This window comes from Hamadaea tsunoensis DSM 44101 (assembly GCF_000428945.1).
GTDB classification, from domain to species: Bacteria; Actinomycetota; Actinomycetes; order Mycobacteriales; family Micromonosporaceae; genus Hamadaea; species Hamadaea tsunoensis.
The window spans coordinates 476144-488589 of sequence record NZ_AUAX01000003.1; the positions used below are offsets into that span (position 1 = coordinate 476144).

Annotated in this window: 9 protein-coding genes and 1 pseudogene; 4 read left to right on the top strand and 6 right to left on the bottom strand. The window is 72.0% G+C overall.

What is annotated here, in order from left to right:
* Nucleotides 1-21: 21 nt before the first annotated feature.
* The 4 genes and pseudogenes from G401_RS44075 to G401_RS55625 form a co-directional block, all read right to left on the bottom strand.
* Nucleotides 22-3600 (bottom strand): annotated as a pseudogene (locus G401_RS44075) (adenylate/guanylate cyclase domain-containing protein); the annotation flags it as partial.
* On the bottom strand, nt 3597-4277 hold the full coding sequence (locus G401_RS0107170; RefSeq protein WP_027341964.1) for an MBL fold metallo-hydrolase: 681 nt from the start codon (nt 4275-4277) through the stop codon (nt 3597-3599). The pseudogene G401_RS44075 and the gene G401_RS0107170, both read right to left, overlap by 4 nt.
* 52 nt (nt 4278-4329) lie before the next feature.
* Nucleotides 4330-4791 carry a RidA family protein gene (locus G401_RS0107175; protein ID WP_027341965.1) on the bottom strand — a complete coding sequence of 154 codons (462 nt, stop codon included), beginning with the start codon at nt 4789-4791 and terminating at the stop codon, nt 4330-4332.
* The gene (locus tag G401_RS55625; RefSeq protein WP_157545400.1) at nt 4791-4949 is read right to left on the bottom strand and encodes a DUF4177 domain-containing protein; all 159 of its coding nucleotides are present in this window, start codon (nt 4947-4949) and stop codon (nt 4791-4793) included. The genes G401_RS0107175 and G401_RS55625 overlap by 1 nt, the downstream gene beginning before the upstream one ends.
* 144 nt (nt 4950-5093) lie before the next feature.
* On the opposite strand from G401_RS55625, the gene G401_RS55630 reads away from it, so the two are divergent.
* The 3 genes from G401_RS55630 (at nt 5094) to G401_RS0107195 (ending at nt 8557) form a co-directional block, all read left to right on the top strand.
* A complete protein-coding gene (locus G401_RS55630; RefSeq protein ID WP_051366305.1) occupies nt 5094-6281 on the top strand; it encodes an Rv0361 family membrane protein in 1188 nt (395 codons plus the stop codon).
* A gap of 198 nt (nt 6282-6479) precedes the next feature.
* Nucleotides 6480-7457 (top strand): ArsA family ATPase, encoded by a 978-nt coding sequence (locus tag G401_RS0107190; RefSeq protein ID WP_027341966.1) that lies wholly within the window; start codon nt 6480-6482, stop codon nt 7455-7457.
* On the top strand, nt 7454-8557 hold the full coding sequence (locus tag G401_RS0107195) for an ArsA family ATPase (protein ID WP_027341967.1): 1104 nt from the start codon (nt 7454-7456) through the stop codon (nt 8555-8557). The genes G401_RS0107190 and G401_RS0107195 overlap by 4 nt, the downstream gene beginning before the upstream one ends.
* A 41-nt stretch (nt 8558-8598) precedes the next feature.
* Here G401_RS0107195 and G401_RS44085 read toward each other — a convergent pair whose 3' ends face one another.
* The gene (locus G401_RS44085; RefSeq protein ID WP_245601648.1) at nt 8599-11106 is read right to left on the bottom strand and encodes a transglycosylase domain-containing protein; all 2508 of its coding nucleotides are present in this window, start codon (nt 11104-11106) and stop codon (nt 8599-8601) included.
* A 422-nt stretch (nt 11107-11528) separates the two neighbouring features.
* Here G401_RS44085 and G401_RS0107205 point away from each other — a divergent pair, with 422 nt between their 5' ends.
* Entirely contained in the window at nt 11529-11825 is a 297-nt protein-coding gene (locus G401_RS0107205; protein WP_027341968.1) for a WhiB family transcriptional regulator, read from the top strand.
* Between the two features lie 149 nt (nt 11826-11974).
* Here G401_RS0107205 and G401_RS0107210 read toward each other — a convergent pair whose 3' ends face one another.
* On the bottom strand, nt 11975-12439 hold the full coding sequence (locus tag G401_RS0107210; RefSeq protein ID WP_027341969.1) for a GatB/YqeY domain-containing protein: 465 nt from the start codon (nt 12437-12439) through the stop codon (nt 11975-11977).
* Nucleotides 12440-12446: the final 7 nt, after the last annotated feature.

Sequence of the window (12446 nt, forward strand, 5' to 3'; positions counted from 1 at the left end):
GGATCTGAACTTAGCCGGTCACGCTGGCGCGGAATATCCCATCGCCGACTCACACTCGGCGAGGACCCGTTCGGCCGATACGCGGCTGCGCACATCGTCGGCGGGCAATTGGATGGCCAGCCGGGCCTGCTCCAGCGCTTCCTTCGGCCGACCGGCCGCGAGCAGGGCCGACGCGTACAGGGCGACCGCCTGACGACGCGCGAACAGCATCGACGGGCCCTCGGCCGCCTCGGCGACCGGCTGCAGCACCTCGACCGCCTCCTGCACCCGGTCCTCCGCCAGGTACGCCGCTCCCAGCAGGGCTGTCGGCCCGACCTGCGCGGATTCGAGGACACCGGCCGCCCGCGTGATAGTGATCACTCGATGGGCGTCGGCCTCGGCGCCGGCGGCGTCGCCCTGTTCGAGGCCGACGAAGCCGCGGATGGTCCCGGCCATGCCGAGCAGCAGCGGGTGATTGACCCGCTCGCCGTACTCCAGGGCGTCGCTGAGCAGGTCGGCGGCGTGGCCCAGCTCGCCGAGCCCCCGGGCGATGACCCCGCGGACGACGAGCGCGAAGCCCCGGCCCCAGAGATCGTTGGCCGCCGCGAAGTCCCGGTACGCCCGCCGTGCCTCCCGGTCGGCCGATTCGAGCTGGCCCAGCTCGGCGGCCGCGTACGCGTCGACCGCGCGCAGCGTGCCGACCGCCCAGGCCTCGCCGACCCGCTCGCCGAACGGCAGGAACACCCGGGCCAGCCGCTGCGCGTCGTGCAGGCGGCCGGACAGCAGCCGGTTGAAGGCCAGGGCGCCGCGCATCCAGGCCCGGCCGACGGGGTCGTGCAGTTCGGCGAAGAGCCGCGCGGAGCGGGCGAGCGCGGCGTCCGCGCCGGCGAAGTCGCCCCGGGTCGTGGTGACCCAGGCGAGGTTCTGCAGCGACCAGGCCTGCGAGCGCCGATCGCCAGCCGCCACCGCCACCTGGTACGCGGCCGTGAACCGGCTGCCGGCGTCGGCGAGCCGGCCGCCGAGGAAGTCGGCCATGCCGAGCCGGCGCATCGCCTCGGCCCGCTCGGCCGGCGCGTCCACCGCGGTCGCGACGGTCAGCGCCTCCTGCCACAGTTCGGCGCTGCGGTTCGGGTCGCCCAGTTCCCGCAGGGCGCGCCCGGCCAGCAGCAGCGCCGACGCGCGGGCCCAGCCGTCGTCGCCCGCGTCGGCGATGATCTTCTCCGCCTCGGCGAGAGCCTCCGCCGACCGGCCGGCCTGGAGCAGTGCCCGCGTGTGGATCAGCCAGATCCGCAGCGGCATCGGCCGGCCGGTGGTGGCGGCCAGCCGGCGGGCCCGCGCCGTGAAGTCCAGCGCGGCGGCCGGCTGGCCCTCGTGCGTGGCGCGGGTCGCGGCCCGGCCGAGCGCGGCCAGCCCGAGATCGGCCACCGATCGGGCGGCGGCGTCGGGGCGCAGGCGTACGGCGTCGGCGAGCAGGGCCGCCCGCTCCGCGTGGTCGGCGATGAACTCGTCCCGCGCGGCGTCGGAGACCCCGGCCAGCGAAGGCGCGAGCGTGCGTCCCGACGGCGCGAGCCACGGTCCCGAACCGGCCAGGTCGGCCTCGGTCGAGCCGCGGGCGGCCCATTGGGCCAGGAAGGCGTGCCGCTCCGCGAGGTCGGCCTTGGAAATTCCTGCGTACGCGGCCTCGCGCAGCAGCGGGGTGGCGAAGGCGAACCCGCCCCGCTGGCGGCGCAGCATCCGGCGGGCGAGCAGCTCGTCGATGGCCCGGTCCAGCTCGACGGCGACCACCGCGGCCGGCCGGCCGTCACGCCCGGAGCGCCGCTCCCGCAACGCCTCCAGTGCCCCGGCCGGCGTGCTGTCGCCGACGACGGCCGCGTCCCGCAGCACCGAGCGGGCGTCCGGCGGCAACGCGTCGATACGCGCCGCCAGCACCGCCGCCAGATCCCGGGACAGCAGCCGGTTGTCGAGCGAGCCGGGCGTCAGCCGCCAGACCGCGCCCAGTTCGGCGTCGCGGCCGGTGATCGGCGTACCCCGGCCGGCCACGCCCCGGGTCAGCGCACCCCGCTCCATGAGCAGCATGACCAGTTCGGCCAGGTAGAACGGGTTGCCTTGCGCGGTGGCGAGCAGTCTGTCCTCATCGGACTGCGGCAGCCGCCCGCCGCGCAGGTAGCTGGAGAGCAGGCGGGCCGCGTCGGCGCCGCGCATCGGCGCGAGCGTCTGCACCTCGGCGTCGGCGACGCGGGTCAGCAGGCCGGCCGTACGGACGAGTTCGGGACGGCCGAGGAGCAGAACCAGCACCGGCCCGCTCAGTTCCTCCAGCGCCACGCCGAGCGCGTCGACCGTCTCCGGCGTCGCGTCGTGCAGGTCGTCCACGACCACGACCAGCGGAGACTCCAAGGTCAGCGCCGACAGCAGCTGCGCCACCGCGGTCGCGAGAACGCTGATCTCCAGCGCCACCTTCTCCTCGTCCGGCTGTGCCACCCCGTCCACGGTCGCGGCCAGGTCGGTCGCCAGGCCCAGCAGCGCGAGCAGCGGCTCGGTCGGGATCGGCGGAACCTCACGGCCCGCGCCGACGCGCAGCGCCAGCCGTCCGCGCAGGCGCCGCAGCCGCTCCTCGACCGCCGCGCGGGTCAGCCCGGTCGACGCCTCGTCCACCGGCAGACCCATCGCCGAGCGCACCAGATCCGCGAGGGGCGCCAGCCGCCGCCGCTCGCCGAAGGCCGCGCACCGCACGGACAACACCCGGGCACCTGTACGCGCGGGGAAGCGCCCCGGTCCGATGTCATAACCGGTCGCGTAGCGCTCGACCTCGCCGGCGAACCGCGTCTTGCCGATCCCCGCCTCGGCGGTCATCACGAGGACCCGGGGTTCGTTGCGGTCGATCACCTCGGCGAGGCGGCCCACGACCCGGCCGATCTCGGTCTCGCGGCCCACGAACGGGGCCTCGTCGCCGATCCCGCTGCGGGTGCCGGGCGCGTCGTGCAGGCCGAGCAGCTCGTAGGTCTCGACCGGGTCGCGCTTGCCCTTGAGCCGCAGCGGCCTCAGCTCCCGCCAGCCGGCCAGGTGCCGGGTCGACGCGGCGGTACGCGCACCCGCGTAGACGGCGCCGATGGCGGCGGCGTCGGCGAGCCGGGCGGCCGTGTTCACGGTGTCGCCGATGACGGTGTACTCCAGGCCGGCCTGGACGCCCGCGATCACCTCGCCGGTGTTGAGCCCGACGCGCAGGCCGAGCGGCGCGCCGCCGCCCCGCTCGTCGTCGAGCACCCGGCGGACGGCCCGCTGCATCGACAGCGCGGCGCGGACGGCCCGCTCGACGTCGTCCTCGTGGGCCACGGGCGCGCCGAAGACCGCCATGATCCCGTCGCCGGTGAGCTTGTCGACGTGGCCGCCGAACGTCTTCACGGCCCCGGCCAGCGCCGACATGACGCGGTCGGTCACGGCGCCGACCCGCTCCGGGTCGAGCGCCTCCGACCATGAGGTGAAGTCGGAGAGGTCCCCGAACAGCACGGTGACCGTACGCCGTTCGGCCTGGGGCAGGTCGGCCGCGCCGGGCAGGGCGGCGCCGCAGTTGTGGCAGAAGTTCGCGCCCGGAACCGTCACCGTCCCGCAGATGGGGCAGGTCATGGATGGTCCCGCAGGTACTCGAGCTGGGCCCGGACCGTCCACTCGGCGGCGATCAGGATGGCCGGGTCGACGTCGGCGTAGACGATCTTCACGACGTCCTCGGGCGACTCGGCGCCCCGGCGGAGCGCGTCGCGGACCTGCTCCAGCCGCTCCAGACGGTGATCGAGCAGCCAGCGGGCGGCGGCCGCGCAGTCCGGCAGGACCGGCCCGTGCCCCGGCAGCACCATGACCCCGTCGAGCCCGCTGAGCGTCCGCAACGTCTCCAGGTACGCCGCGACGTCGCCGTCCGGCCACATCACGACGCTGCTGCCCCGGCCGAGGATCGTGTCCCCCGTGAAGATCACTCGATCGCCGCCCCGGGAGACGAGGAAGCTGACGGAATCGCGGGTGTGTCCCGGTGTCGGCAGCACCTCGATCCCTTCGACCTCGGCGACCTCGGTCGCCCCGGTGATCTCCACCAGCCGTGGTACGCCCTCGACGTGGTCGATGTGGCGATGCGTCACGAGGATCGACCGGACCGGGCCGATCTCGCCCAGGTGCGCCTCGTCGGCCGGCCCCGGGTCGATGACGGTGGTGCCGTCCAGCACCCACGTGTTGGTGCCGTCCAGGGTCATCGGTCCGGGATTGGGCGCGAGCAGATGACGAACATGGCTCGGCAGCCCAACCCCGGTAGTCACGTCACGATGTTACGTCGCGGCTGTGACACCCACCCTCGCTCGGACGGACGCCTCAGGCGGACACCTCGGCGATGACCTCGACCTCGACCGGCGCGCCGAGCGGCAGCTCCGCGACACCGACCGCACTGCGCGCGTGTACGCCGGCCGCCCCCAGCACCTCGCCGAACAGCTCGGACGCGCCGTTGACCACGCCGGGCTGACCGGTGAAGCCGGGTGCGCTGGCGACGAAGCCGGTCACCTTGACGATCCGGACGATCTTGTCCAGATCGGCGACCGACGCGATCGCGGCCAGCGCGTTGAGCGCGCAGCGCTGGGCGAGCGGCTTGGCGTCCTCGGCCGAGACCTCGGCCCCGACCTTGCCGGTGGCCAGCAGCTTGCCGTCGGCCATCGGCAGCTGGCCGGACACGTAGACATAGTTGCCTGACCGGACGGCCGGCACGTACGCCGCCACCGGCGGGACCACGTCGGGCAGCTTCAGGCCGAGCTCGGCGAGCCGGGCGTGCACGTCGGTCATCACTGCTCCTTAGGGCGCTTCAGGTACGCCACGAGCTGCTCCGGGTTCGGTCCCGGCACGACGGTGACCAGTTCCCAGCCGTCGGCGCCCCAGTTGTCGAGGATCTGCTTGGTCGCGTGCACGAGCAACGGCACGGTCGCGTACTCCCACCTTGTCATGAGGACAAAGTATCGGGACCGGTTCGACGGAAACAGCGCGGAACCCCGTCGGCTCGCCGGTGATCGCGCCCGGCGCCCGGGGCTGTACGCGTAGCCTGCTCCCGCTATGCTGGGCGGCCTTACGACACTGGGGAGTCAAAGCACATGACCGAGCCGCACGGCCCGACGGAGCCGACTCCGGCCGCGGGCGCGTACCAGCCTCCGGCCGACCCTTATTCGCCGCCGGCCGACGCTCCGCCGACGCCGCCCGTGTGGCCGGCCGCCGAGAGCCCGGCGACGCCGCCCGCCGCTCCGGTCCCGCCCGCGACCTGGCCTGCTCAGGTTCCCCCGGCAGCGACCGGCCCGGTTCCCCCGGTGGCCTCCGCGCCGCCCGCGTCCGTGCCGCCGGTCCCGCCCGTAGCGTCGGCGCCCCCGGCCGGCCAGTACCCGCCGCCCGCCGGCCAGTACCCGCCCGCCGCTCAGTACCCGCCCGCCGCGGTGCCGCCGGCCGCCGAGCCGACCCAGCCCGCGCCCGCCGCGTGGCCGCCGGCCGGCCAGACCGCCCCGATCCCGCCGGCAGGGACGCCCGGTACGGCGCCGACCGCGGCGTACCCGACTCCCTACGGCGGCCAGCCGGCCGGCCCCTACCCGCCGCAACCGGGCCAGGCCACCGCGCCGCTGCCGGGCCAGCCGCCGTACGCGGGCGCTCCCGGTCAGCCGGCCTACCCGGGCCAGCCCCAATACCCCGGCCAGCCCCAGTACGCCGGCCAGCCGACCTACGCCGGGCAGCCGGGCCAGCCGGGCGTGCCGACGACCGGTGTCCCCTACCCGACGAGCGGTTACCCCGGTTCGGGCGTGCCCGCCGGCTACCCGTACGCGGTCGCGCCGGAGCCGCCCAAGAAGAAGAGCAAGGGCCTGCTCATCACGCTGATCGTGCTCGGCGTGGTGCTGGTCCTCTGCGTCGGCGGCGGCACCGCCGCGTACTTCGCCGTGGGCCGCAACGGGCAGGGTGGCCAGGGTGCCGCCGATCCCAAGACGGCCGCCGGCGACTTCATGACCGCCTTCTACAAGGACCAGAGCTCCACGAAGGCGGCCACCACGGTCTGCAAGCAGGCGCGCGACGACAAGGCGATCGCGGCGCAGATCAAGTCGATCCGCGACCTGTCGAGCACCTACAGCAACCCGACCTTCGCCTGGGAGACCCCCACGGTCTCCGACCAGACCGAGGACTCGGCCAAGGTCGACGTGAAGCTGACCATGAACACGGCCGACGAGAAGGTCAGCCACCAGGAGCTCGTCCTGACGACCATCAAGGACAACGGCTGGTGGGTCTGCGACGTCACCACCAAGTGACCAGCTCGGACCACCTGGTAATCGGCTCGGCCACAGGTCTGTGCGCCGAACGTGATTGCGGGCGCCCGCGTCCCGCAAGGCACCACAGCTCGGCCACAGGTCTGTGCGCCGAACGTGATTGCGGGCGCCCGCGTCCCGCAAGGCATCACTGCCTTGCCGGGGCCGCGGGGAGTTCGAGCAGGTAGCCTCATCGGAGTGGTGACTTCCGCGAGCACGTCGAGCGGGCCGGCCGGATCGTGGCCGGCCCGCCTGCACGTGGTCACGGGCAAGGGCGGCGTCGGCAAGACCACGGTCGCCGCCTCGCTCGCCCTCGCCCTGGCCGCCGGCGGCCATCGCACGCTGCTCGTCGAGGTCGAGGGGCGGCAGGGCATCGCCCAGCTCTTCGGCCGCGATCCGCTGCCGTACGCCGAGCGCCTCATCGCGACCACCCCCGGCGGCGGCGAGGTCCGCGCCCTCGCGGTGGACGCCGAGGAGGCGCTGCTGGAGTATCTGGCGCTGTTCTACCGGCTCGGCGCCGCCGGTCGCGCGCTGCGCAAGGTCGGCGCGGTCGACTTCGCCACGACCATCGCCCCCGGCCTGCGCGACGTGCTGCTCACCGGCAAGGTCAAGGAGGCGACGACGCGTACCGACGAGCAGGGCCGCCGCCGCTATCACGCCGTGGTCCTGGACGCCCCGCCCACCGGCCGCATCGGGCGCTTCCTCAACGTCACCGCCGAGGCCGCCAAGCTCGCCAAGATGGGCCCGATCAAGTCGCAGAGCGACGGCGTCACCGCCCTGCTGCGCTCCCCGATGACCTCCGTCCACGTGGTCACCCTCCTGGAGGAGATGCCCGTGCAGGAGTCGCTCGACGCCGTCGCCGAACTGCGCGGCCTGGGCATCCCGGTGGGCAAGGTGATCGTCAACTGCGCCCGTCCCGCGCTTTTCCCGGGCGTACGCAAAGTGCCGCAGACGGAGCTCAAGCGCGGCCTGGCCGCGGCCGGCCTGGCGGCCGACAAGGCGACGGTCGTCGGGCTGCAGCGGGAGGCGCAGGCGTACCTGGCCCGGCGGGATGTCGAGGCGACGCTGCGCGACGAGCTGACCGAACTCGGCCGGCCCATGGTCGAACTGCCGCTGCGCCCCGGTGGGGTGGATCTGACCGCGCTGAAGGACTTCGCGACGACGTTGGCGGCCTCATGAGCCCGTTGGACATCGACGAGCTGTTGAGCAACCCCGGCATCCGGATCGTCGTGTGCTGCGGGTCCGGCGGGGTCGGCAAGACCACCACCGCCGCCGCGCTGGCGTTGCGGGCCGCCGAGGTGCACGGGCGGCGTACGGTCGTGCTGACGATCGACCCGGCCCGGCGGCTGGCCCAGTCGCTCGGCCTCACCGAGCTGGACAACACGCCCCGGCTGGTCCCGGGCACGAAGTCCGGCGACGGTGGCGAGCTCAACGCGATGATGCTCGACATGAAGCGGACCTTCGACGAGGTCGTGGCCGCGCACACCGAGCCGCGCCGGGCCGCCGAGATCTTCGCCAACCCCTTCTACCAGGCCATGAGCTCGACCTTCGCCGGTACGCAGGAGTACATGGCGATGGAGAAGCTGAGCCAGTTGCGGGCGGCGGACACCTGGGACCTGATCGTGGTGGATACGCCGCCGTCCCGGTCCGCCCTGGACTTCCTCGACGCCCCCGCCCGGCTGGGCAGGTTCCTCGACGGCCGGATGCTGCGCCTGTTCCTCGCCCCGGCGAAGGCCGGCGGACGCAGCGTGTTCAACCTGGTCACCGCCGGTTTCGGGATGGTCTCCAAGACGGTCCAGAAGATTCTCGGCGCCCAGCTCCTGTCGGACCTGTCGGGCTTCGTGTCCGCCCTCGACTCGATGTTCGGCGGTTTCCGCGAACGGGCCGAGCAGACGTATCGCGTACTGCAGGATCCGCAGACGGCCTTCCTCGTCGTGGCGGCCCCCGAACCCGACGCCGTACGCGAGGCCGCCTTCTTCGCATCCCGTCTCGGCGTCGACGACATGCCGCTGGCCGGGCTGATGCTCAATCGCGTACACCGGAGAGTGCTGCCGCTGGACGCGGAGAGCGCCCTGGCCGCGGCGCAGGAGCTCGACGGCGTCTCGGACCTGACCGCGGACGCCCTGCGGGCCCACGCCGCGGTGGCGCTGCTGGAGGACCGGGAGCGGGCGGTGATCGCGGGGTTCAGCAGCGAGTTCGCGCACGTGCCGGTGCTGGAGATCGAGGCGCAGGCGACCGACGTGCACGACCTCGACGGCCTGCGGTCGATCTTCGCCTGATACGCGAAGAGGGGAGCCGAAGCTCCCCTCTCGCTGTGACGTTACGGCAGCAACTGCAACGGATCCGCGGGCAGGCAGATCGGCGGGCACTGCCAGATGCCGGTCCCGTTGTTGCGGGGCGGCGGCGGCTGGTTCGGCTTGCCCCCGCCCGGCGGAGGCGTCGCAGTGCCCTTGCCGTCACTGATCTGGAGACCGACGCTGCTGTTCTTGCTCGTCGAGCCGGACGGCGTCGTCCCGGCGACCGTGCCGGCCGGGCACGGCGAGGAGACCGGGGTGGCCTCGACGTTGACCGTGAAGCCCTTGTTCTTCAGGATCGACGTCGCGTCCGCGACCGACTTGCAGGTCACCACCGGGATGCTGACCTTGGTGCCGTAGATGATCTTCTGGCTGACGGGCTTGCTGAAGTTGACGACGGGCTTGCCCTTCACCCCGTCCCGCAGGGTCATCGCGACCGCCGGGTTGACGATGTCGCGGTGCGGGTCCTTGCCGTTGATGTGCCCGACGTCGTCGAGGATCCAGTCCGGGTCGGCGACGATGCCGGCGACCGCGAGCTGCTTGGTCATGGCGATCATCGACGCGGTGCGGTTGTCGTCGGTGGTACCCGTCTTGCCGGCGACCGGCCGCTTCACGATGTTGTCGTGGACGTACGTCGCGGTGCCGCCGGTGCACTTGCCGAACGCCGAGTCGTCACCCATCGGGCACCGGGCCATGTCGACCGCGGCCCGGGCCACGTCGGTGTCCACCCGCTTCTCGCAGCGCGGGTTGGCCACGTCGAGGTCCTTGCCGTTGTGGTCGGTGATCTTCTCGACCGGGATCGGCTGGCAGTAGGTGCCGTCGGCCGCCAGCGTCGCGTACGCGTTGGCCATCTCCAGCGGCGTGTTCTCGGTGACGCCCAGCGTGAAGGCACCCCACTCGTCGGCGTGCGCGGCGTAGTACGCGTCGCTGCAGCAGTGGCTCGCGTCGCCCCGGAACTTCAGCCCCAGTTCCTTCGCCGAGGCGACCGCGAACGGCGGCCCGACCCGGGCGATCAGCTGGGCGAAGTACGTGTTGACCGAGCGGCCGAAGCCGCCCCACATCGTGTGCGTACCGGTCATGCCTTGCGAGGCGTTGTGCGGGCACCACTTGTCCCCGCACGTCGCCGGCCCGGGGGCCACCACGTACGGCGAGGTCCACTGGTACGGCGCGTTGATCGTGTAGTCGAGCGGGTACCCGTGCTCCAGCGCCGCCACCGCCGTGAACATCTTGAACGTCGAACCGAACTGGTAACCGCCGTCCTCGGTGCTCATCAGCGGGTTGACCGTGTTCGGGTACGAGCCGCGGATGCCCTTGGCCGCCTTCGCCGGGTCGGTCGACAGCTTGTTCTGCGGGTTGTTCGGATCGTCGATCTTGAAGTTCCGGTTGACGGCCATCGCCCGCACCTTGCCGGTGCCGGGCTCGACCGCCACGACCATCAGCGCGTGCTTGTTGCCGGTCTTCAGGGCCGCCTCGACGTTCTTCTTCGCCGCGTTCTGGGTCGGCACGTCGAGCGAAGAGATGATCTTGTAGCCGCCGCTCTTCAGCGCCCGCTCACGCTCGTACGAGTTGGCCCCGAAGGCCGGCTCCTGCATCCACCAGCGCTGCAGGTAGTCGCAGAAGAAGCCGGCGTTGGCGATCAGCGTCGCGATGCAGCCGTTCGGCGCGGGCTTTCCCGTGATCTTGAGCTCGGTCGCCTTCGCGGTCGCCTGGTCCGCCTCCGAGATCGCGCCGGTCTCGTGCATCTGGTCGATGACCCAGTCCCGGCGGGTCTTGCCCTCGGTGAAGTTCTTCGGGTCGATCGTGCCGTCGTCGTTCACCGGGTTGAAGTCGCTCGGCGACTTGACCAGGCCGGCCAGGAACGCCGCCTCCGGGATCGTCAGGTCCTTGGGCTCCTTGCCGAAGTACACCTGGCTGGCCGCATAGATCCCGTACGCGTGGTTGCCGAAGTACGCGATGTTCAGGTAGCCCTCGAGGATCTGCGCTTTCGACAGCCTCTTCTCGATCGCCAGCGCATACTTGACCTCACGCAACTTGCGCGCGCTGGTGTCCTCGGCGGCGGTCAGGACCTGGTTGGGGTCCGTGGCCGCGTAGGTGATGGACAGCCGCACGTACTGCATGGTCAGGGTCGAGGCACCCTGCTCGGTCTCGCCGGCGTTCTTGTTGGCCACGAACGCGCGGGCGATGCCCTTCACGTCCACGCCGTTGTGCTCGTAGAACTTGTGGTCCTCCGCGGCGACCATCGCCTGCTGCATGACCTTGGGGATCTCGTCGATCGGGATGTCCTGGCGGTTCTCGTCGTAGATCGAGGCCAGCAGCGTCCTGCCGTCGCTGGCGTAGATCTTGCTCATCTGCGGCGAGCGCTTCACGGTCAGCTCGCTCGGCAGGTCGGCGAACGCCTGCGCGCCCGTCTTCGCGGCCAGCCCCGACATGGCGATCGCCGGGAAGGCCGCGGCGGCGACGACGACACCCGCGAGGAGCCCGCAGATCAGAAGGGACAGGACGTTCGCGAACACGTTGTGGTCGCCCTTGCGCATCCGGGTCACCGCCTCAGGATTCCAGGCTCGGGGGAAAGAGGGGGGCACCCCCTCGGGTTCGGACAGTCTACGCAGCAGCCTCAGGACGGGCAGCCACAGCTACCGCCACCTTTCGGGTGCTGGTTCGTTGGTCAAGACGCACGACCCCCGGCGTGTAGTTGCCAGTCCCAGAGCACGTTCCTCAACCTGAAGATCCACTTGGAGCACGCCGGAAACGAAGCGCGCAGAAAAATACGTTTAAGGCGATTTCGCCGACAACATTGCGTAATCGCCTGACTACAGAGCATGATGGTCCGGCGAGCAATGCCGCCCGTTGCGGGACTGACGGGGAGGAGGTCCGCGTTCGCCTGCCCTTTGCGCGGGGTCGGCGAAGGCTATGCACTTCGGGCGGCCAGGGGGAACGCGAGGGGGGACGTGACAACATGGGGATGGTTATCGACTGGCCCAGCCTGGCTGCGTGCCGGAACGGTGATCCGGATGCGCTCTTCGTACAGGGCGCCGAACAGAACGTGGCGAAGCGCGTCTGCCGGGGCTGCCCGGTGCGGTACGAATGCCTGGCCGACGCGCTGGACAACCGCATCGAATTCGGCGTCTGGGGCGGAATGACCGAACGTGAGCGCCGCGCACTGCTCCGCCGGCATCCTCAGGTGATGAGCTGGCGCCGCACCTTCGAGACGGCGCTCAAGGAACAGAAGACCCGGCAGCTCGTGCCGGCGTAAGACGACTTCGACGATGGAGGGCGGCCCTGGCAGGCCGCCCTCTCGTCATTTCCGCGCTCTGCGGGTCGCTTGTCCTGTTCGACGGACCTTGTTTTGTTCGACGGGGTCCTCGTTCTTGTTCGACGGGGCCCTTGTCCTGTTCGACGAGGTCAGAGGCCCAGGTGCCGGCGTACCTCGGCGGAGACGCGGCCGCCGTCGGCCCGGTCGCCGACCGCCGCCCGGGCGGCCTTCATCGCCGGGCCCATCGACGGCTGGCCGGCGCCCTCGGCGATGCCCGCGGCCACGAGAGCGGCGCTCACAGCCTCGGCCAGCTCCGCGTCACCCATCTGCTGCGGCAGGTAGGCGTTCAGGACACCCTCCTCCGCCTTCTCCGCGGCGGCCTGCTCCGGCCGGCCCGCGTTGGCGAAGGCTTCGGACGCCTCGACGCGCTTCTTCGCCTCCCTGGTCAGGACGACGATCACCTCGCTGTCCGAGAGCTCCTTCTTGACCTTGCCGGCCACCTCGGCGTTGCCGATGGCGGCCAGCGCCATCCGCAGCGTCCGGGTCACGGTCTCGTCGCGATTCTTCATCGCGTTGCGCATGTCCGCGGTCAGGCGGTCCTTGAGCGTGCTCACGCCGAAT

What these genes read in the sequence shown, in the direction of transcription:
- G401_RS55625 (WP_157545400.1), bottom strand. Translation starts at nt 4,949, where the DNA reads ATGACAAGGTGGGAGTACGCGACCGTGCCGTTGCTCGTGCACGCGACC.
- G401_RS0107175 (WP_027341965.1), bottom strand. Translation starts at nt 4,791, where the DNA reads ATGACCGACGTGCACGCCCGGCTCGCCGAGCTCGGCCTGAAGCTGCCC.
- G401_RS0107195 (WP_027341967.1), top strand. Translation starts at nt 7,454, where the DNA reads ATGAGCCCGTTGGACATCGACGAGCTGTTGAGCAACCCCGGCATCCGG.
- G401_RS0107205 (WP_027341968.1), top strand. Translation starts at nt 11,529, where the DNA reads ATGGGGATGGTTATCGACTGGCCCAGCCTGGCTGCGTGCCGGAACGGT.
- G401_RS44085 (WP_245601648.1), bottom strand. Translation starts at nt 11,106, where the DNA reads ATGCGCAAGGGCGACCACAACGTGTTCGCGAACGTCCTGTCCCTTCTG.
- G401_RS55630 (WP_051366305.1), top strand. Translation starts at nt 5,094, where the DNA reads ATGACCGAGCCGCACGGCCCGACGGAGCCGACTCCGGCCGCGGGCGCG.